At 37.3% G+C, this 21,518-nt stretch carries 18 protein-coding genes; 17 read left to right on the top strand and 1 reads right to left on the bottom strand.

Going from position 1 to position 21,518, the window contains the following annotated elements:
- From CBF37_RS01095 to CBF37_RS01060, 8 genes are all read left to right on the top strand, one after another.
- A complete protein-coding gene (locus CBF37_RS01095; RefSeq protein ID WP_002350299.1) occupies positions 1 to 1,407 on the top strand; it encodes a 6-phospho-beta-glucosidase in 1,407 nt (468 codons plus the stop codon).
- Between the two features lie 25 nt (positions 1,408 to 1,432).
- Positions 1,433 to 2,725: a PTS sugar transporter subunit IIC gene (locus CBF37_RS01090; protein ID WP_370683876.1), complete on the top strand. Its 1,293-nt coding sequence runs from the start codon at positions 1,433 to 1,435 to the stop codon at positions 2,723 to 2,725.
- 568 nt (positions 2,726 to 3,293) lie between these two features.
- The gene (locus tag CBF37_RS01085; RefSeq protein ID WP_002350297.1) at positions 3,294 to 5,951 is read left to right on the top strand and encodes a sigma 54-interacting transcriptional regulator; all 2,658 of its coding nucleotides are present in this window, start codon (positions 3,294 to 3,296) and stop codon (positions 5,949 to 5,951) included.
- A 71-nt stretch (positions 5,952 to 6,022) separates the two neighbouring features.
- Entirely contained in the window at positions 6,023 to 6,499 is a 477-nt protein-coding gene (locus CBF37_RS01080) for a PTS sugar transporter subunit IIB (protein ID WP_105467014.1), read from the top strand.
- Between the two features lie 12 nt (positions 6,500 to 6,511).
- Positions 6,512 to 7,300 (top strand): PTS mannose/fructose/sorbose/N-acetylgalactosamine transporter subunit IIC, encoded by a 789-nt coding sequence (locus CBF37_RS01075; RefSeq protein ID WP_002350295.1) that lies wholly within the window; start codon positions 6,512 to 6,514, stop codon positions 7,298 to 7,300.
- Positions 7,293 to 8,099 carry a PTS system mannose/fructose/sorbose family transporter subunit IID gene (locus tag CBF37_RS01070; protein WP_002350294.1) on the top strand — a complete coding sequence of 269 codons (807 nt, stop codon included), beginning with the start codon at positions 7,293 to 7,295 and terminating at the stop codon, positions 8,097 to 8,099. The genes CBF37_RS01075 and CBF37_RS01070 overlap by 8 nt, the downstream gene beginning before the upstream one ends.
- A gap of 19 nt (positions 8,100 to 8,118) precedes the next feature.
- Entirely contained in the window at positions 8,119 to 8,514 is a 396-nt protein-coding gene (locus CBF37_RS01065; protein WP_002350293.1) for a PTS sugar transporter subunit IIA, read from the top strand.
- 1 nt (position 8,515) lies between these two features.
- On the top strand, positions 8,516 to 9,637 hold the full coding sequence (locus CBF37_RS01060) for a glycoside hydrolase family 172 protein (RefSeq protein WP_042958184.1): 1,122 nt from the start codon (positions 8,516 to 8,518) through the stop codon (positions 9,635 to 9,637).
- 111 nt (positions 9,638 to 9,748) lie between these two features.
- Here CBF37_RS01060 and CBF37_RS01055 read toward each other — a convergent pair whose 3' ends face one another.
- On the bottom strand, positions 9,749 to 10,735 hold the full coding sequence (locus CBF37_RS01055) for a LacI family DNA-binding transcriptional regulator (RefSeq protein WP_002350291.1): 987 nt from the start codon (positions 10,733 to 10,735) through the stop codon (positions 9,749 to 9,751).
- 164 nt (positions 10,736 to 10,899) lie between these two features.
- Between CBF37_RS01055 and CBF37_RS01050 the strand changes: the two genes are divergently transcribed.
- From CBF37_RS01050 to CBF37_RS01010, 9 genes are all read left to right on the top strand, one after another.
- Complete coding sequence (locus CBF37_RS01050) at positions 10,900 to 12,192, top strand: ABC transporter substrate-binding protein (protein ID WP_240626637.1); 1,293 nt, start codon at positions 10,900 to 10,902, stop codon at positions 12,190 to 12,192.
- 10 nt (positions 12,193 to 12,202) lie between these two features.
- Entirely contained in the window at positions 12,203 to 13,111 is a 909-nt protein-coding gene (locus CBF37_RS01045) for a carbohydrate ABC transporter permease (protein WP_002350289.1), read from the top strand.
- Positions 13,111 to 13,926 (top strand): carbohydrate ABC transporter permease, encoded by an 816-nt coding sequence (locus CBF37_RS01040; protein ID WP_002350288.1) that lies wholly within the window; start codon positions 13,111 to 13,113, stop codon positions 13,924 to 13,926. Before CBF37_RS01045 ends, CBF37_RS01040 begins: the two co-directional genes overlap by 1 nt.
- 25 nt (positions 13,927 to 13,951) lie before the next feature.
- Entirely contained in the window at positions 13,952 to 15,562 is a 1,611-nt protein-coding gene (locus CBF37_RS01035) for a glycoside hydrolase family 172 protein (protein ID WP_125982922.1), read from the top strand.
- Positions 15,563 to 15,577: 15 nt separating this feature from the next.
- Complete coding sequence (locus tag CBF37_RS01030) at positions 15,578 to 16,447, top strand: ROK family protein (protein ID WP_002350286.1); 870 nt, start codon at positions 15,578 to 15,580, stop codon at positions 16,445 to 16,447.
- A gap of 50 nt (positions 16,448 to 16,497) precedes the next feature.
- The gene (locus CBF37_RS01025) at positions 16,498 to 17,607 is read left to right on the top strand and encodes an ABC transporter ATP-binding protein (RefSeq protein WP_002350285.1); all 1,110 of its coding nucleotides are present in this window, start codon (positions 16,498 to 16,500) and stop codon (positions 17,605 to 17,607) included.
- Positions 17,608 to 17,620: 13 nt separating this feature from the next.
- Positions 17,621 to 18,013 (top strand): VOC family protein, encoded by a 393-nt coding sequence (locus CBF37_RS01020; protein ID WP_002350284.1) that lies wholly within the window; start codon positions 17,621 to 17,623, stop codon positions 18,011 to 18,013.
- 10 nt (positions 18,014 to 18,023) lie between these two features.
- The gene (locus tag CBF37_RS01015) at positions 18,024 to 19,697 is read left to right on the top strand and encodes a glycoside hydrolase family 13 protein (protein WP_042958171.1); all 1,674 of its coding nucleotides are present in this window, start codon (positions 18,024 to 18,026) and stop codon (positions 19,695 to 19,697) included.
- Positions 19,698 to 19,916: 219 nt separating this feature from the next.
- On the top strand, positions 19,917 to 20,960 hold the full coding sequence (locus CBF37_RS01010; RefSeq protein ID WP_002350282.1) for a carboxylesterase family protein: 1,044 nt from the start codon (positions 19,917 to 19,919) through the stop codon (positions 20,958 to 20,960).
- Positions 20,961 to 21,518 lie beyond the last annotated feature (558 nt).

Below are 21,518 nucleotides of genomic sequence, written 5' to 3'. Positions count from 1 at the left end.
ATGATGAAAGAAGATTTTTTATGGGGTGGAGCAGTAGCTGCAAACCAATACGAGGGAGCTTGGGATATTGACGGGAAAGGAGTAAGCGTAACAGATGTGATGTCTGCAGGCAGTGTGACACAGCCGCGAGAAATTACGGGTGAAGTTCTTCCAAATTTGTACTATCCAAATCATAATGCTATAGATTTCTATCATCATTATAAAGAAGATATTAAGCTGTTTGCTGAGGCTGGATTCAAGTGTTTTCGCCTAAGTATCGCGTGGACTCGAATCTTTCCAAATGGGGATGAAACGGAACCTAATGAGGCTGGATTAGCTTATTACGACCGTGTATTCGATGAATGTTTAAAATTTGGGATTCAACCTATTGTGACATTATCTCATTTCGAAATGCCGTTGCACTTATCAAAAGCTTATGGAGGATGGCGGAATCGTAAAATGATAGATTTTTTTAGACGATTTGCACATACTTGTTTTGAAAGGTATAAAGGAAAAGTAAAATACTGGATGACTTTCAATGAGATAAATAATTTAATTGATACCGACAATCCTTTTAATGCATGGACTGGTGGTGGCGTTTTATACAATAGTGAAGAGAATATTGAGGAAACAATGTATCAAATTAGCCACTATCAATTTGTAGCTAGCGCTCAAGCTGTGATTGATGCAAAGAAAATTGATCCAACTTGTCAAGTTGGATGTATGCTTCACTTTGGGCCAATCTATCCGTATTCAAGTAAACCTGAAGACGTAATGGCAGCTGTAAAAGCTATGGATCGACGATATTTCTTTAGTGACCTTCATGTAAGAGGGAATTATCCGTCGTACACTCTAAAGTTATGGGAACGGAAAGCTTTCAAGTTGGATATTACCAATGAAGATTTAGGGCTCATTAAAGATGGATGTGTTGATTTTATCGGATTCAGCTACTATAAGTCGACAACTGCGAAGTTCGATGAGCAGAACGAGTTTATAGAATTACCAAATCCCAATGTTCCTAAAAGTGATTGGGGATGGGCTATAGATCCTATCGGATTGAGAATAATTCTAAATGAGGTCTATGAACGTTATGGCTTGCCGATGTTTATTGTTGAAAATGGTTTTGGGGCTTATGATAAATTCCAAGATGGTCAAATAGAGGATGATTATCGAATTGAATATTTGCAAAATCATATCCTACAAATGATAAAGGCTATTGAAATTGATGGAGTTGAAGTAGTAGGTTATACTCCTTGGGCAGCTATCGATATTGTGGCCGCTTCTACAGGTGAATATGCAAAAAGGTATGGATTTATCTATGTTGATTTGGAAGATGGCGGCATTGGGACAGGAAAACGTTATAAGAAAGCTTCATTTTATTGGTATAAAGATGTTATAGATTCAAACGGAGAATGTTTGAAAGATTAATCTTAGGTATAAAATGATAAAAGAGGTGTATAAATTGGGAAACTTAATTAATGAAAAAGTGATACCTGCAGTTTTGAAGTTCACTAGTACCAAAGCAATTAGGGCACTAAAAGATGGTATGATGTATACAATGCCATTTCTTATCGTGGGATCAATTTTCTTGCTTTTAGCAAATATTCCAATTCCGATAGTAGCAAACTGGGTTAATGGTAATAGATTGGGAATAGTATTTTCACAAATTTTTCAATCGTCCTTCAATTTAATGGCGTTCTTTGCTGTAATCGGTATTTCTTACACTTATATCAAAAATGAAGGAATCCAGGCATCACTTGCCGGAAGTCTCACTGCTTTATCCGCGTTTGTTTTACTGATACCGTCTTCTGTGGCAACAGAGGATGGGAACTTGGCAATTAATGTGATTTCAAAAGATTGGACATCAGGAAAGGGAATGATTTGTGCTATTGTGATTGGTCTCGGAGTAGGTTGGTTATATAGTTTCTGCATGAAAAAAAATCTTCGAATTAAGATGCCAGATGGTGTACCTCAGGGAGTAGCTGATTCTTTTGCGGCGTTAGTTCCTGCTGGAATCACTTTAACTATTACAGGGTTATTGTTCGCTGTCTTCTATTTTGTTACTAATTCTTCTTTTGCAGAGTTTATTTACAAGATGGTTCAAACACCATTACAAGGGATTACTGATTCCTTTTGGGGAGTTGTAATTATGGCGATGATTATGTCATTGTTATGGTGGGTTGGTGTTCACGGAGGCAATATTTGTGGAGCCATATTATCACCCATTCTGCAATCAAATATGGCAGATAATCAAGCAATTATTGACTCAGGAAAAGAGCTATCGATCGCTAATGGGGGACATATCTTTACTCAACAATTTTGGGACAATTTTCTCTGTATGACTGGTGCTGGTATTGTAATTGGCTTAGTACTTTTTATCACATTTTTTGCAAAATCTAAACAATTAAAAGAGCTAGGGAAATTAGCTTTCATTCCTAATTTGTTTAACATAAATGAACCAATTATTTTCGGGGTGCCTATTGTTATGAATCTTTACTTATTGTTACCGTTTGTGTTAGTTCCTATTTTAGTAGGAGCTTCTAGTTATATACTCATGTCTCTAGGTATACTTCCCTTATTTACTGGTGTAATGGTACCATGGACTACGCCACCTGTTATCTCAGGTTTTCTGATTGGTGGATGGCGTGTTGCTTTATGGCAGTTTATAATTATAGTGTCATCAATTGCCATCTATTATCCATTTATAAAAAAAGTCGATTTGACCTTGGCAGAAAATGAACTATAGACATGTTTGATGAGCTGAATTCATGATTTTACGTTAATTACTACGAACAAATCGACTGTGAACACCAGCAAGTGGATATAAAAATAGAGTTGTGTTGTCCCTGATACTTTTGATGTATCAGGGATTTTAAGTATATAAGTAATTATTTCTATCGTTCTTCAGTGGATAAGACAAGGCTACTCTTTCGTTCAAAATGGAGGAAATAAATTGAAATTGGTATCCTTTTTTGATGTTGACTAAAGGCTTTCTTTTTTATATGACCTGAGCTTCTTCATTATAATTATAAGTACTGTTCTTGCCGTAGAGTTGAGGCATTCGGCAATATTACCTTCAGAGTAGCTAATAATTTTTTTATTATTTTCCTTTGATTAAACTTGAGAAACAGTTCTTAAACTATTATAGTGATTTTTTTGACACTCTTAGTATAAACTATCATAACTTTTAAGTACTAATTTAGCTGAGAAAAATTCTCAAATTATTATTCAATTTGAATCTTCCTTTCGCCCCCTTTATTTGTATGATAAAATAGTGTCGGATATTTGCGTTAGTGTCGAGGAGGTTCATTGTTGTGGAAAAATTGAAAGAAGAGATCTTTGAATTTGTTCTTAAAAATTCGAAAAGCAAAAAAACTTGGAGTAGTAATACTGCTCAAACCATTTCAGAGACATTAAGGGTGAGTCGTAATATTGTTTCTCAATATTTAAACGAGTTTGTAAAAAATGGTCAATTTGGGAAAGTGAATAGTCGGCCCGTTATCTTTTTCTCATTTCCTGAAAAAACTTCTGGTCAACATATTTTTAGCACGATGGATGAGGCAGAAAAGTGGTATGATAATTTCTTTAATTTCGGTTTAGAACAAGTTGTTGGTAGTAAAGGAAGCTTGAGGAATATCATTTCACAAATGAAAGCAGCCATTTATTATCCACCTAACGGATTGCCAATCTTACTTCATGGTGAGACGGGAACAGGAAAAAGCTATCTGGCAAATTATGTTTATAGAGATCTTATTACAAATGAGGTTATTGATGAGCGGGCCTCATTTATCTCTGTCAATTGTAGTGAATATGCTAATAATCCCGAATTATTTTTAGCGAATTTTTTTGGTCATGTAAAGGGTGCGTATACTGGAGCAGAAAATGACCGTAAAGGATTAGCTGAATTAGCAGATAAAGGGGTCCTATTTCTTGACGAGATTCATGCATTAAGCAGTGAATGTCAAGAAAAGCTATTTCAATTCATGGATAGCGGAAAATTCCATCGAATGGGGGACAATGAAAACTGGTATACCTCGGACTGTTGGATCATTTTTGCCACATCGGAGTCGCCAGAAGAAAAACTTTTACCAACTTTATTGCGTAGGATCCCTGTGAAGCTAACACTGCCACCATTAGATAGCCGTTCTCTGTATGAAAGAAAGCAATTAATAAGGATATTTATTAAAGAAGAAGCGAAAAGGATTGGGAGAAAAATAATATTGTCTCAACAACTATTAGACTTCTTATTAAATTATCGTTTTACAGGAAATGTTGGGAATCTAAAAAACATTATTCAATTGACATGCGCAAACGCTTTTTCTTCTTCCGAAGGATCAGAAGAACTAGCTATTCAAATGTATCATTTACCACAATGGATCAATTTGAATGGGATGAAGACGTTAGCAAGGAATACAGAGTTAAAATTTATCGGAATAGATGATCTAGAAAAAGCAGATGACAGCTTTAATGTAAATGAACTAGTTGAGTCACTATATCAACGATGGACAGATAAAAAAGACATTCAATCCCTTTTTGAGGACTATGATAAATATTTCAGGCAGAAGAATGTGGATGTCCAACATAACGCCGCACTTACGTATCCAACCTATCAAGTAATACGATTTAGACAATATATCAAGGAATTAGAGCGAGATTTTCAAATAGAAGTGGATTATTATTATTTGCAAATCATTTCGATTTTTTTGAACGCTTGGATTCACCAAACACATGTACCAATCAATGAGAAACTGCTCATGTTTAACAACAGCATTAAGGGAAGCTGCAGTCAAGAGGCTCAGCTTGTGAATCGCTTTGTTCAGAATGGGGATATCCATTTATCCGAGATTCATAAGTTAATTTTAGTCATTCTATTTAAGTTAATGTGTAATAAAGAGTTCCAACAAAAGCGTTTAGCGTTGATTTTAGCGCATGGTGATTTAACAGCAACCAGTATCGCAAGCACAGCAAATAGACTTATTGGAAGATATATGTTTGATGCGATTGATATGCCGCTAACGACTTCAAGCAGTGAGATTTCAGAAAAAATCAACAGTTATTTACATGAACGTACTGGTTATGAGGAAATTATCTTGCTAGTCGATATGGGGTCATTAGAAAGTATTTATCAGAATTTAGAATTGGATTCACAGAAAAAATTAGGCTTACTTAACAATGTATCTACTAGAATGGCGATCGATGTTGCCAATCAACTGCTTTTGAATTTGCCGCTTAAACAGATTCTTGAACAAGTGAAAGAGAATCAAAGTATTGATTATATTTATGAGGCGTCAAGTCTTAAACAAGATATGATTGTCTGCTCTTGTGCTAGTGGTTTAGGAACGTCATTCAAATTGAAAAAGATACTAGAGGACAGTTTTCCCACTGCTACAAATTTAGTGATAGAAACTTGTGACTATTATTCATTAGCGAATGAGAATTATTTAGAAGAGCTTCGTAAAGAGAATAATATTCTTTTCATTGTGGGCACACTAAATCCACAATTACAGGATATTGAATTTATTTCAATTGAGGAGTTAATTTTGGGAGTGAATATTGGAAAATTTTCGAATCAATTAAATCGACATTTTAGCGATAACGAACTGAAACTTCTAAATGATAATATCTTAAAGAACTTTAGTCTTACAAATTTGATGGAACAGCTGACGATCTTGAATCCAACAAAGTTATTAGAACAAGTTTCTGATGCAATTTATATTTTGCAAAACAGTTTAGGTGTGTCGTTAGATAATAATACTTGTTTTGGCTTATATGTGCATATTAGTTGTCTAATTGAACGCCTGGTCAAGCAAAGTGTTTTAGAAGATGAAATCTACATGAATGATACAACGGAAGAGTTCGATAACTTTCAGAATTATTTTAAACAGTCATTTAGTGTCGTTGAACATTATTATAGTGTCGACATCCCGCCGCATGAAGTTAAATATGTTTATGATTATGTAAAAATAGCTTGATTTATCAAGCTATTTTTATTTTGGCACGCAACTTGCTTAATGAAAAGTGAAAGATAAAGGAGGAATTATTTATGAGTATTGTTATGTCTAGGATTGATAATCGACTGTTGCATGGAATTATTGTTACACAATGGGCCCCAATGTCTAAAGCAAATCGGGTAATGGTGATTGATGACTCAGTAGCAAATGATGACATAAAGAAATCTAGTATGCGTTTAGCACGTCCGGCAGGTATGGCAGTGTCAATTATCACAGAGGAAACAGCGATTACCAATTTTAAAAAGGGAAAATACGATAAAGAAAAAGTTTTTGTCATTGTTAAAGAACCGGAAACGATTCTTCATTTAGTAGAAAACGGAATTGAGCTGGATCGTTTGATCGTTGGGGGAACAATGGTCAAAGAAAATGCCCTGCAACTGTCTTCTCGAGCATATGCCTCAGAGGAAAATGTTGAAACGTACAAAAAATTGTTAGCGACCGGTATGGAGATTGTCACGCAATTTGTTCCAGCAGACAAGGCACAAGATATTCAATCAAAAATAGGATAGGAGAGACTCGCGATGCATTTCACTATTTTTCAAATTGTTATGTTAACATTGCTAGCGTTTATCAAACATGTTGACTACTATGGGATTCCAATGATTTTCGTGAATTATGCCGTATTTTGGGGACTTTTTACAGGTATTTTAATGGGTGATGTCAAAACTGGGTTGATCGTAGGGGGGACAGTTCAACTAATGTCTTTAGGCGTTGCCGGCTTTGGTGGTTCTTCAGTACCAGATTATGGGACATGTGCAATTATTGCTACTGCTTTTGGTAGTCAATTGGGAGTAGAAGCAGGCTTAGCGATTGGGTTGCCAGTTGGTATGCTGGGGGTTCAATTGGATGTCATTGTCAAAATTTTAAATGGCTTTGTTGTGAGAAAAGCACAGGAATTTGCGAATAAACGAGAGTTTAAGAAAATGACGAGTATCTTATGGCTTGGACCAATTTTCTTCGGGTTATCAGCGGCGATTCCAGTATTTATCTCCGTAACGTTAGGCCAGTCAGCTGTAAACTACGTTTTAGAAGTTCTTCCTAGCTGGTTTATGGATGGTTTAACCTTAGCTGGGAAAATGTTACCTGCTGTGGGTATTGCGATGCTACTGCGCTTTATGCCAACCGGTCGATACATTAGCTATTTACTTGTGGGCTTTTTCTTAGCCGCCTTTTTGAAGGTTCCAATCATTGGCGCGGCAATTATTGGGTTTGCTTTGGCCTTTAATGTCTATCACCGAGCAGAAAAGGATGCGCAAATTACAGCTTCTGCAGGTGCTTCAGACGGAGGATTTATTGGGGAGGATGAATAAAATGAGTGAAAACTATCAAGTGACGAAAAAAGATCTTAGAAAAGCAAACTATCGTTGGTTGATGTCGGTGTGTACTTTTAATTATCAAACACAACAAGGTGCATCAGTAGCCTACGCATTGTCCCCCATTTTAAGAAAGCTATACAAGGACGATGATGAATATACCGAGGCATTGAATAACCATTTTCAATATTACAATACGCAACCATGGTTAGCGGCGATCGTTTTAGGTGCTTGTGTAGCAATGGAAGAAAGACAAGGATTAGAAGCAAAAGATGCAATCAATGATTTTAAGGTTGGGACGATGGGACCAATTGCTGGAATTGGTGACTCGTTGTTGATGACGATGATTCCAACGATTATGGGCTCGATTGCCGCCTATATGGCTTTAGAAAATAATCCTGTGGGTATTTTCTTGTGGTTCATTTTGATTATGGTTATTTTCTTTTTCCGGATGAGAGGGTTTGAATTTGGTTATAAACAAGGTATGAAGATTGTTACAGAATATGGTGAAAAAATCAATTATTTAACCGAAGCTGCTTCAGTATTAGGATTAACGGTGGTGGGTTCATTAATTGCTTCTGTAATTAGTGTATCAACACCCCTTAAGTTTACATTTGGTGAAGTTAGTATGAAAATTCAACCAATGTTGGATAAAATCCTACCAACATTGATTCCGGTATTGATTACTGCGACGGCCTATTACTTATTAAGTAAGAAAAAAATCAGTATGACTATCCTAATTTTGCTAGTCATTGTTTTTGCGATGATTATGGCTGCATTCGGAATATTAGCATAAAAAGAAAAGGATTTTGATTATGAGAAAATTGATAATCGCTAGTCATTCGACACTAGCGGAAGGCTTTAAGGAGACGTTAGAATTTTTAACAGGTATCCAAAGTCGTATTAATAGTTTATGTGCCTATGTAGAGGGGACAGAAGAGATCGATCAAAAGATTCCGGAGTTATTAGCTACTTCGGATGAAGTGATCATTTTAACAGATATGGCTGGTGGAAGCGTGAATCAAAAGTTCTATCAACATATTTCTGAACATGTACATGTCATTGCTGGGATGAATTTACCTCTTGCAATGTCGATCGCTTTGCAGCTAGACAATGATACTCTGGATATTCCCTCTATTGTAGAAGAGGCACAGCAGCAAATTATTTATATGAACGAGCAAAAAAATGAAGAGAAGGTAGAGGATGAATAGGATGGATTATCTGAACAAAATCTGGCTACATCAAGGGGAAGAGAGTCGAACAATTTCACCTGAAAATAAACATGGCGAAAAAGGAAAAGCCGCTATGACCGCTAGTCATTTGGGGGTTGGCAGAAAAGGGACGCCTTCTGTTCCAATAAATTCTGGTGAGACCATTACTTTAGCAGAAATTGAAGGCCCCGGAATTATTCGTCATTTTTGGATGACTGTAACGGATAAGACAACTGCTGGTAGTTTTGTGTTACGTGATTTAATTTTACGCATTTATTGGGACAATGAAGAAACGCCTTCTGTCGAAAGCCCATTAGGCGACTTTTTCTGCAATGGTTTTGGAACAAGATGTGATGTGAATTCATTACCAATTGTGGTTAACCCAACTTCCGGTATGAATTGCTATTTTGAAATGCCCTTTCGGAAAAAGGCGAAGATAACACTGACAAATGAACATCCGGAATTTATTAAACATATTTTTTATACATTCAATTATGCGTTGACCGCTGTTCCAGAAGAGGCCATGTATTTTCATGCAAAATGGAATCGTGAGGCTATTACGACAAAGGGGGAAGATTACACACTGATAGATGGGATCAAAGGAACAGGCTATTATGTCGGAACGTATTTTGCTTTATGCGCACTGGAAAGATACTGGTGGGGTGAGGGCGAGTTCAAGTTTTACTTAGATGGAGATGAGGCTTTCCCTACGATAACTTCCACGGGGGCCGAGGATTACTTCGGTGGAGCATGGGCTTTTCATAAAAAAGCTTTTGGCGAACTGCCCTATGCTCAAAACTTTAATACCTTATTCATGGGCTATCCTTTCCAATCCAAAAGAGATCATACGAGAGACTTTTTCAGTGCCGGGAAACCGAATCCCAATCCGGTTCATGGTTTCGGTGATGATGCGTTACCGATGCATGGCCTTTATCGCTGGCACCTTCCAGACCCAATTAGTTTTAAAAAGGATTTAAAAGTAACCTTCCAGACTTTAGGGAATGACGATATTAAACTTTATGAGCGGCAAGATGATATTTCATCTGTAGCGTATTGGTATCAAAAGGAGCCACATGCAGCATTCACTAACATCTTGGTTCGTGAAGAACGACTTCCAAGATAATAGTTCTATTCATTATTCGGAAAAAGAGGCTGTGATAGAAGTTATGTCACGACCTCTTAAGCCGAATAACCAGCTAGTTAAAGTGACCATTTTTTCTGCCAGGAAGTGAAGTTAATCTGTCAAAGGGAATTTTTTCGTCGTTTTTCCTTCTTTGAACTGAACGGGTAGGACAATCGGGTTGCCGATTTCTTCGCCGGCAATCAAACGAAAAAGTAAATCAAAAGCGGCTTCCGCCATTTGTTGAATGGGTTGCTTAATGGAAGTCAACGATGTTTCAAAATTTTCAAAATAACGAAAGCCATCATAGCCAATAATTTGAATATCCTCAGGAACACGGATATTTTTACTTTGTAGGTAGTCTAATAGCAATAGGGCATTGGAGTCATTCATTGCTAAAATACCATCCGTAGCAGGATACATTTCAAAAAACTGCTCAAAAAAATCATGATAATCTTCGATGGGTTCAGGTTTCAAAAAAACTGCAACTTCATATCCCAATTCTCGAGCCTTATCAATGAAGCCGTCCTTTCTTTTCAAGGTATCATTTTTTTGAGGGGCTACAGCTGCTACATAAGCTAATTTTTTGCAGCCCCGTTTAGTAAGTTCTTCGGCGGCAATTTCACCACCATGATAGTTATCCGATGTGACATAGGCAACTTTTTCCTTGAAATAGCGATCAATGCTAACAAAGGGAATATTTGAGGACAGATATCTATCAATGTTGTGATAGGTCAAAGCAATAATGCCATCTACTTTATTTTGACGGACCATTTCTAAAAATTCGATCTCGACTTGATCATCCGAATCGTTGCTGGAAATCAATAAACGATAGCCCTTTTCAGCGACCTTCTTTTCAATGTGAAAAATGAATTCAGAATAAAAAGGGTGCCAGATACTAGGAACGCTCACGGCAATTGTATTTGATTTGTTTGATTTAAGTGTACGGGCGTATTGATTCGGCTGATAATTTAATTCCTGCATAGCTTGTTCGACTCTTTTTTTTGTAGTGGGCGAGACTTTATCACTATTATTTATTACACGAGAAACAGTTGTTGTTCCTACTTTAGCCAATTTTGCGATGTCTTTTATAGTCGTCATAGGTACCTCCTAAATATATAAATAGTATAGCACAAAATGGTATCGTTACCAAAAAAAGTCTTGAAATTGTATTTTTGTCATGATAGGATTAGTTAACATCGAATGGTACCGTTACCATTCGTGAGAATAATTACTATAATTTTTAAGAAGTGGAGGAATTTTTTGTGAAGATTTGGAAAAAAATGGTATTATCGACGATTGTTCTTTTTAGTTTGGGTGGATTAGCAGCTTGTGGCAATGGGGAGGATGAAAAGAAAGCTTCCGATACAACGATTAGTATGTTTTTGTCAAAAGTTGAGTATAAGAAAGAAATGGAAGCGTTTGTAAAGAAGTTTGAAGAAAAGAATCCTGATATCGCTATCGATTTGACCTTTGTAGGTGGCGGAGAGGATTCGGAATCTAGTCTAAAAGCAAAATTCTCTTCTGGTGAAGCGCCAACGATATTTATGGCAGCGGGATTAGAACAGTTCGTGAATTATAAGCAATATGCTGCAGATGTCTCTGACACAGAATCGATTAAGAATGCTATTCCGAGTACTATTGAATCCATGAAATTGGATGATGGGGGAGTAGGAGCAGTACCTATGAGTATGGAAGTTTACTCTTATCTATATAATAAGAAAATTTTCAAGGATGCTGGTATTGATGCAGATACCATTAAGACACAAAATGATTTAACCGAAGCGGTAAAAAAAATTGATAAGCAAAAGGACAAATTAGGATTGGATGCGGTATTTGCCTTTCCAGCAAAGGAAACTTGGTCAACTGGAATGCATGGCGGAGGAGTGTTCATTGCACCGGAATTTGATTATGACCCAACAATTGCTGTTTCAGCTCCAAAATTCAATTTTGATTACTCGGATCAGTTGAAATATTACGTGGATATTCAAAATGATTATGGTGTTCAACCGGCAGTGAGCATGGATTACTCGACTCAAATTGATGACAAATTCATTGGTGAAAAAGTAGCGGTTGTTATGCAGGGGAGCTGGGTAGTCCCAACTTTAGTTGAAGCCGATGAAGAATGGGCACAAGAAAATATTGGGATTTTACCTATTCCAGTTGATGGCACTCCAGAGCGGTACTTGGACGGTGGTTGTTTAAATTATTATATCGTGAATAAGGAAGCTAGTAAGAAAGAGATTAAAGCAGCTAAAAAATTCCTAGATTATATGAATTGCTCAGAAGATGGAAAGAAAAACACTGTTGAAAACTTTATGTTTATTCCTGCCTACCAAGGGTATGAAGATTATGCTTCTGATGTAAATCTGATTAAAGAATATACGAAGTATGTAAACGAAGATACTTATCGTCAATCCGTCTTTAACGCAACAAATGTTGATTGGTTGAAAAACTCAATCGGAACAGGCATTCAAGAATATATTACGGATGATGCAAGCTGGGATGAGGTTGTTTCTGATGTAAAAGGGGCCTGGAAACCAGCTGAAGAAAAATAGGAGGGAAAAAATGGAATCGTCAAAAAGAATTGTTTCAACGAAAACAGTTGGGAAGAAAAGGATAAACGACCAGAAATGGTCGTATCCTTTCTTATTACCGGCTGTGCTAGCTGTTTGTGCGATTGTTGTCATTCCTTTTGTAATTGGTATTTATTACTCATTTACAAAGTGGGATGGAATTTCAGTTTCAACGTTTGTTGGTTTAGAGAATTTTAAAAGGATTTTGAGTGATAAAGAATTTATGCATTCATTGTGGTTTACGATAAAGTTTTCTGTTGTGACAGTTGCCTTGATTAATTTGGTGGGACTAGGTTTAGCCTTGATCGTCACAAAAGGCTTTCGTGGAAGCACCATTTTACGAACAGTGTTCTTTATGCCTAATCTAATCGGTGGACTAATTCTTGGATTTATTTGGCAGTTTGTTTTTGTGAAGGCCTTTTCTGCCATTGGTACAGCGGTTGGTATCGAGGCACTGAATGGGTGGCTCTCAACACCGACAACGGGCTTTTGGGGGATGGTCTTGATGGTGGTTTGGCAATATGCCGGTTATATCATGGTCATTTACGTGGCCTTTTTACAAGGTGTAGATGAATCATTATTAGAAGCTGCAAGTTTGGATGGTGCTAGCGAATGGCAACAGATGCTTCAAATCAAACTGCCAATGATTCGGCCAGCATTTACAATTAGTCTGTTTATGAGTTTGTCTTTCTGTTTCAAAATTTATGATCAAAATTTAGCGCTAACTTCGGGCGGGCCATTTAAGTCAACAACAATGGTTGCTATGGATATCGTGAATACAGCCTTTTCACAGAGAGAAATGGGGTTAGCACAAGCGAAAGGGATGGTCTTTTTCCTAATCCTAACGATTATTTCAGTTACGCAAGTATTCTTAAGCTCTAGAAAAGAGGTTGAAGTGTAATGTTTAAAAAACGATTCAGTTTATCTCCGTTAGTAGGAATTGTTTTGGCTTTGCTTTGGCTGATGCCCTTTTATCTAATCATCGTCAATTCCTTTAAGTCAAAGACCGAAATCTTTTCCAACACTTTGGGCTTACCTGAAAATTTTACAACGGAAAATTATCCAGAAGCATACAAGGAGCTAGATTTTGGCCGCTCGTTTCTTAATACACTCGTTATTACGATTATCGCAGTATTACTTATTTCAATTATTTCAGCTATGGCCGCTTATGCGATTCAGCGTTCAGAAAGTAAAATTAGCAAAATAGCTTACTTTGTGTTTGTTGCCGCTATGTTGGTGACATTCCAATCAGTAATGATCCCTCTCGTCTCAATTTATGGGAAATTGGGCATGTTGAATCGTGGGGGACTGATTTTTATGCATTTAGGCTTTAACGTGAGTATGGGTGTATTTATGTTTGTGGGAGCACTAAAAGGGATTCCAAAATCATTGGACGAAGCAGCGACGATTGATGGTGCTTCGCGTTGGCAGATTTTCTTTAAGATTATTTATCCAATGTTGAAGCCAACTGCTGTGACAGTAGCGCTATTAAATGCGATCTCGATTTGGAATGATTATTTGCTTCCTTCGTTAGTCATCAATAAACCAGGAATGCAGACTATTCCGATTAAGATGTTCTACTTTTTTGGTGCCTATACGAAACAATGGCATTTAGCTTTAGCAGGTCTTTTGATTGCTATTATACCAGTGATTATTTTCTACTTCTTTATGCAAAAACATATTATTAAAGGGGTAGCGGATGGCGCTGTGAAATAATCATTTTGTGGGAGGAATATAGATAATGTCAAGTCGTAGTCTGAAAGAATTAATAGATCGTTTAGTAGATATGAGGCGTTTAGCAAATAAACCAAAAGCGGGAGAAAAAGCTGGAACTTTTAGTAGTTATGATCGCCGTTCATATTATGACGATCAAAAGATGCGCTATGTCGATTGGGCTGCCAACGATGACAATGCAGGGTTTATTCGCAAAGAAGGAACTGAAAATGTTGCAGTAGAACTAGAGGGGCCAGGTGTGATTTGGCGAGTTTGGTCGGCAAAGCCTCAACAAGGGAAGATGAACGTCTACTTTGATGGAGAAGAGGAAGCGAGTTATACTCGCCCATTCAAACAATTTTTTGAGCAGCCTACTGAGAATGTCTCACCAGCCGGTTTTCCTAGCTTGATGCCTAAACTTTCAGGCGGATACACGTCATTCCTTCCGATTCCCTTTGAAAAAAGCATTAAGATCACTTTTTCAGAAGATTGGGGAGAATATTATCATTTTACCTATAGCCTTTATCCAGATGAGATACTTCCAAGCTTTCAAGAAGTGATTTCAAAAGAAGGTTTGATTCAACTAGCGGAGATGGACAGGGCTCTCTACAGCCGCGGGGATCGTTATGAAAAAGAAGCCATCAGTGAATCGTTTGTCTTAGACAAAGAAACGCATTGCGTACTTGATAAAAAAGAATCCGGCGCATTGGTCTATATGGGCGTTCAATTGGAACATGAAAGCTATCCCACAGACGTCTTGAAAAAAATTTTAAGAGAAGTGTTATTAACAATTTATTGGGATGAAGAAGAGGTACCAGCGGTCTGTGTGCCCTTAGGCGATTTTTTTGGTAGCTCGCCAGGATATAATCTTTTTAAAACTTTGCCAGTTGGGATGACTGAGAAGCGACTCTATTCAAATTGGTTTATGCCTTACTCAAAGGGAGTAAAGGTCGAGTTAATCAATGAAGGAACGGAAAACATTCCGCTAATCTTTACTTATAAAATTGAAGAACTTGAAAAAGATCAGGCGGAGGATTATTTACGTTTCCATGCGAAATGGCATAATGGCGATTTCCAGCAACTGAATCAGCATGAATTTACTGAGGATGGTCAGCGTTGGCCGGACTGGCCATTATTGCTGACGGAAGGAACAGGAAGATTTTGTGGTGTACACATGCACATTCTTGACACGTGGGCTTCTCCTAAAGAAGAGAGTCAACAGTGGTGGTATGGTCAAGACAATCAAAAGACGATTGATTGGTGGTGGGGTGAAGGAGATGAGAAATTTTTTGTTGATGGTGAAAAATTTCCTTCCACCTTTGGAACTGGAAGTGAGGACTATATTGGCTATGCGTGGGCGGCGGAACCTCCTTTCGCATTGTTTGATAGTCCGTATGCAGCTCAGTCATTAATGCCAGTTGATGGCAATGGTCATACGTCTGTTTTGCGAGTACAAATCTGTGACAATGTTCCTTTTTTCACTAGCTTTGAAGGTTTCATTGAAAAATACAAAGCAGATACTTGGGACGAGAGCAATCAGTGTATTTACGAAGTCACTCCTTTTTGGTATCAGGAAAAAGGAAGGAATGATCGTTATCAGAGAATGCCCAAAGAAATCTATACAAAAAATATTGAATAAGGATGCTGATTAAAAATGTACGGTTCTATTGAAGCAGGAGGAACAAAATTTGTTTGTGCGGTTGGGGACGAAGATTTTTCGATTATTGAAAGAGTGAGTTTTCCAACTACTTGTCCTGCAGAAACATTAGCAAACGTGGTTGAATTTTTTTCAAAATACCAAAAAGAACTTCAGAGTATTGGTGTGGGCTCCTTTGGTCCAATTGATATACATCCGGAGTCTAAAACCTATGGTTATGTTACGTCTACTCCTAAAAATGGGTGGGCACAGACTGATTTTGTCGGCTATCTGAAGCAGACTTTACCCGTTCCAATTGCTTGGACAACTGATGTAAATGCTGCTTGCTTTGGCGAATATGTCGCGGGCCATGGGTTAGGAATGACCAGTGTTGCTTACTATACCGTTGGAACAGGAATTGGTGGCGGTGTGATTCAATCCGGTAAATTTGTAGAAGGATTTAGCCATCCTGAAATGGGTCACATGTTGGTACATCGAAATTCTGAGGATTCATTTGAAGGTGCCTGCCCGTTTCATTCCAATTGTTTAGAAGGAATGGCAGCTGGCCCAGCGATCGAAAAACGTATAGGTAAGAAAGGCCAAGAATTGGTGCCAGAGGATTCCTTTTGGGAGATTGAGGCAGATTATCTAGCGCAATGTGCTTATAATACAACGTTGATGTTTTCACCTGAGATCATTATTTTTGGTGGCGGTGTGATGAAACAACCACAATTAATTAAAAAAGTACGGGAACGGTTTGCTGAACTGCTTAATGGTTACGTAAAGATACCCCCTTTAGAAAAATACCTGGTTACACCTAAATTAGAAGACAATGCGGGTGTGATTGGCGGCTTAGCGTTAGCAAAAGAAATAGAACTTCATTCATAAATAGTATTGAACGAAAAAGAAATGTCTTTTGGAGGAAAGAAGGAAACTATATGGTTGAGTTATCGTTAAAAAGTATTCATAAAAAATATCAAAATGCTGAAAACTATTCAGTAACCGATTTTAATTTGGAGATTGTGGACCAAGAGTTTATTGTTTTTGTTGGACCATCGGGGTGTGGGAAATCGACAACGTTACGGATGGTAGCTGGTTTAGAAAGTATTACTGAAGGCGAGCTAATCATCGATGGAACGATTGTGAATGATCTGGCACCAAAAGATCGAGACATTGCTATGGTTTTCCAAAATTATGCTTTATATCCTCATATGACGGTTTTTGATAACATGGCGTTTGGTTTGAAATTAAGAAAATATGACAAGGTGGAAATAAAGCAGCGAGTTGAGAATGCTGCAGATATCTTAGGACTAAGCGACTATCTCACTCGTAAACCAGCAGCATTATCTGGTGGGCAGAGGCAACGGGTTGCTTTAGGCCGAGCAATTGTTCGCGATGCAAAAGTATTTTTGATGGATGAGCCATTGTCCAACCTAGATGCCAAATTGAGAGTAGCGATGCGAGCGGAGATCGCAAAATTGCATCAGCGATTAAAAACAACGACGATTTATGTCACACATGATCAAACAGAGGCGATGACGATGGCCGATCGCATCGTTATCATGAAAGATGGATTCATTCAACAAATTGGGACACCAAAGGAGGTCTATAATAATCCTCAAAATGTTTTTGTCGCCGGTTTTATTGGATCGCCAGCGATGAATTTTTTCCGGATCTCCATAAGGAATGGGTATATTTCGGATGGGCATACGTTGAAAATTAAAATCCCTGAAGGAAAAAATAAAGTATTGCTTGAAAAAGGTTATGAAGGGAAAACGGTCATTTTTGGTATTCGACCAGAAGACATTCATACAGAACAAATTGTCTTGGAGAGTACACCCGGTTCCACCTTGCAAGCAGAAGTTGTTGTTTCAGAATTATTAGGAGCTGAAACGATGTTATACACGAAAACAGCTTCGACAGAATTCATTTCTAAAGTAGATGCCCGTGATTTTCATAAACCAGGAGAACGAATTGAATTGGCTTTTGATATGAATAAGGCCCATTTTTTTGATTTAGAAACAGAACAGGTGATTAAACTGCCGTAATTTGGAGGGCAAAATGGAAATTAAAGATTTTATCAATGGCTTGCAGCATGTTGGGATTCCGACGGAAAAAATGCTTCAATCTATAACATTTTATCAACAGCTAGGGTTCAAATTAGTCAATCAAGAAATTCAACCGGATGGTGGCGGGGTGGCGTTTCTCGAAAACAACGATTTCATTGTCGAATTATACGAACAAAAAAATCTAGACGGACATACGGGTGTGATTGATCATATTGCCTTGCAGGTGAGTGAAGAAATTGATACGCTCTTTGAAATGATTCAAGCGAAGGATTATCCAATCCTATCAGAGGGTATCGAGACTTTAGCCTATTGGAATAAAGGGATTAGTTTTTTTATTATCGAAGGGCCAAACAAAGAAAAAATCGAGTTTTGTGAAAAACATTAAGGAGAGAGTCATGGAAAAAGAGTGGTGGAAGGAGGCCGTTGTTTATCAGGTCTATCCTCGTAGTTTTCAAGACAGCAATAATGATGGGATTGGTGACTTGAAAGGTATCATTCAACGCTTGCCTTATCTTGCGAAACTTGGAATAGATGTACTATGGCTAAGTCCGATTTATCAATCGCCAAATGATGACAATGGGTATGATATTAGTGACTATCAACAAATCTTACCTGAATTTGGGACGATGGCAGATTTTGATGAGCTATTACGTGTTGCGCACCAGCATAAGTTAAAGGTTATGATGGACTTAGTTGTCAATCATACCTCGGATGAACACGCTTGGTTTCAAGAAAGTAAAAAAGGAATAGACAATCCTTATCGGGACTTTTATATTTGGCGAGATCCTAAAGAGGGGCAGCCTCCTAATAATTGGGGGTCTGAGTTTGGTGGTTCTGCTTGGGAATTTGATGAAGAAACCAATCAGTATTACCTACACATTTTTTCTAAAAAGCAGCCAGACTTGAATTGGGAAAACCCAAGAGTCCGAGAAGCGATTTATGCGATGATGCGATGGTGGTTAGACAAAGGGGTAGATGGATTCAGAATGGATGTTATTAATCTAATCTCAAAAGATAAGAGTTATCCAGATGATCCATTGATCAAAGCTGGGAAACGAACGACTTCTTTAGCGATGGTTGCGAATGGCACAAAAGTGAACGAGTATTTGAAAGAAATGAATCAAGAAGTTCTTTCAAGATATCCAGTGATTACAGTAGGGGAAACACCAGAGGTAACAATTGAGGACGCATTAGCATATGCGGGGTTTGAATCGAAAGAACTTCAGATGGTTTTTCAATTTGACCATGCGGATATTGAAAATAAAGAGGATGGTTTTGGTAAATGGAATGCCGATCGTTTTGATTTAATCGAATTGAAAAAAATCTTATCAAAATGGCAAACGGGTTTGTCTAATAAAGCGTGGAACAGTCTTTATTGGAATAATCATGACCGACCGAGAGTTGTTTCTCGCTTTGGGAATGATTCGCCAGCCTTTAGAAAGCTGTCAGCCAAAATGCTGGCAACGGTTTTACATTTTATGCAAGGTACACCATACATTTATCAAGGTGAAGAGATTGGAATGACCAATGTTTCTTTTGAAACAATTGAAAATTATCGTGATATTGATACGTTGAATGCGTTTCAAGAGTATGTGTTAGAAAAGGAAACCCTGAGTGCTGAACAGATGCTGACGTATATCCACCATTCCTCGCGTGATAATGCTCGTACACCAATGCAGTGGAGCACTGATTTGCACGCTGGCTTTACACAAGGTGAGCCTTGGTTGGAAGTGAATTCAAATTATAAAGATATTAATGTGGATGAGGCTTTGAAAGACCCGAACTCAATCTTTTACTATTATCAAAAAATTATTCAGTTACGCAAAGAATACCCCATTATTACCTATGGGGATTACCAGGTAATTGATCTTAATGATCCTAAGGTTTTTGTTTATAGCAGAAATTATAACGGAGAGACAGTATTCGTTATCTGCAATTTCACAGCTGAAACGGTGGAACGAAACGATCATTTACCAGTTGAAAAAACCTTATTACTTAGCAATTACGGGGATGATGATGCAAACAATATAAGACCGTATGAAGCAAAAGTATATCTATTTACAAAATAAATGAACAAGCATTGAGTAAAAATTTTTTCAAAATTGCTAAACTAGCTTACCAGCAAAGAAAAAAGCTGCTTCCATTTTCCAGTTTATCTATAGGAAAATAGAAAGCAGCTTTTTTGAGGAACAGTAGCATAGTATTAAAGGGCTAAAGGACACTGGATAATTTTCTAATGTAATCTCTTTTAAAAGGCGTCCATTTTATTACGACAAAGGCTTCAAATATTGTTAGAAGTTCCCCCTGATGCTGGATTAGAAGACATGCTAGCGACATTGCGATGGATAAAGGACAATATTGAGAATTTTGGAGGAAATCCTGATAATGTTACTTTATTCGGTGTTTCTGCAGGTTCTTCTGCTATTAATGTCCTATTAACTTGCCCGGAAGCTGAAGGATTATTTCAAGCTGCTATCACTCAAAGTGGATCACCGTTCAATCATGATGAGTGGGATATCGATGAGTTGCAAGAACAGGAACGCTGTAAAAAGTATTTGGATAGTGTAGGTATTGATGATGAAGATCTATTTACGGCCACAGTAGATCAATTATTGAGTAAACCTGATGAATATGAAGCCTCAGAATTCTGCCCATATGTCGATAATCGATTAATTCCAGATCGCTTGGAAAAATCTTTTTTGAAAGGAAACATTCATGATATTCCAATTATTCTTGGATGTACTGCAGATGAAGCTTCTATTTTGCTTGGAGAGCGTGACAAGGTTGGAAAAGAGCGATTTGATAAAACAGTAAATACTAAATACCCAAATCATAAGAAGTTTATCTACGAGAAATATGGATCATATTTAGATGCTTCTCCTGCGTACGCACTTGGACGATTTAGATCTGACAATACTATTGCAAATATGAGGTATTTTGCTTCGTGTTTAGACAAGAACAGAATTTCACCAACTTTCTACTATATTTTTCAAAGAGTGACTCCTGGAAAAGAACCCTATTATTTTGGGGCCTATCATGCGAGCGAAAACGCATACCACTTTCAAAATCTTAGTAGTGAATTTATTAATTATGGAGAGAGCGATGTACGTGTTAGTAATGCAATGGCTAAGTATTGGGCTAACTTTGCTAGAAATCATGATCCTAATACATCAGATCTTCCTGGATGGGAACGATTCGATATGGATTCAAATATGATAATGTATATTGATGACCCCTGTGAATGTGTTTCGTTAAAAAATAAATCGTTAACTATTGAGTTACAAAAAATGCTTGAAGAGCGAACGGAAAAAAATAATCCGGGTTTAGTTTAAAGTAGCCATTAAGGAATATGTAATCTAACTAAAAATTCTTGATCCTCAATATTTATCAGAAATGGACATCTTGATTTCAAAAGTGACTAGCAAAAAAATGAATACTGATTAATGATTTTCGAGATATCTTTTTAGCAATGACGTGGCGATTATATCAATTACAAATGGTTGCTGAATATTAGGAAAAATATTAAATACTTAATCATTGAGTATCTACACACCAAATGGCCTGAACCTGCAATAGGTTTAAGCCATTTGGTGCTTTTTACATATGAAACGTAAGCGTTGAACCGGCTCTTTCCAATCTTATATTTTTTCGGTTTTCTATGGTCAAGACATTTTTTATAAATTGAAGCTACAGCGTCTATACATCGTAAGCGCGGTTCGGCGCTTATTAATTATCGTATTCATTGGTCAAAACCAATTCTTTGGAGTTCAATTATGTGGATTTAGCGTTCTACTGTATAATCAATTCATAATAGATTTGAAATATAATTATTACTGTCCATTTTAATTGACAGTGATTTTACCTTCTTGCTCTATATTGATTCAGAAAGC

The organism is Vagococcus vulneris (assembly GCF_003950515.1).
Taxonomy (GTDB): domain Bacteria; phylum Bacillota; class Bacilli; order Lactobacillales; family Vagococcaceae; genus Vagococcus; species Vagococcus vulneris.
This window is presented reverse-complemented; position numbering and strand designations above follow the sequence as displayed.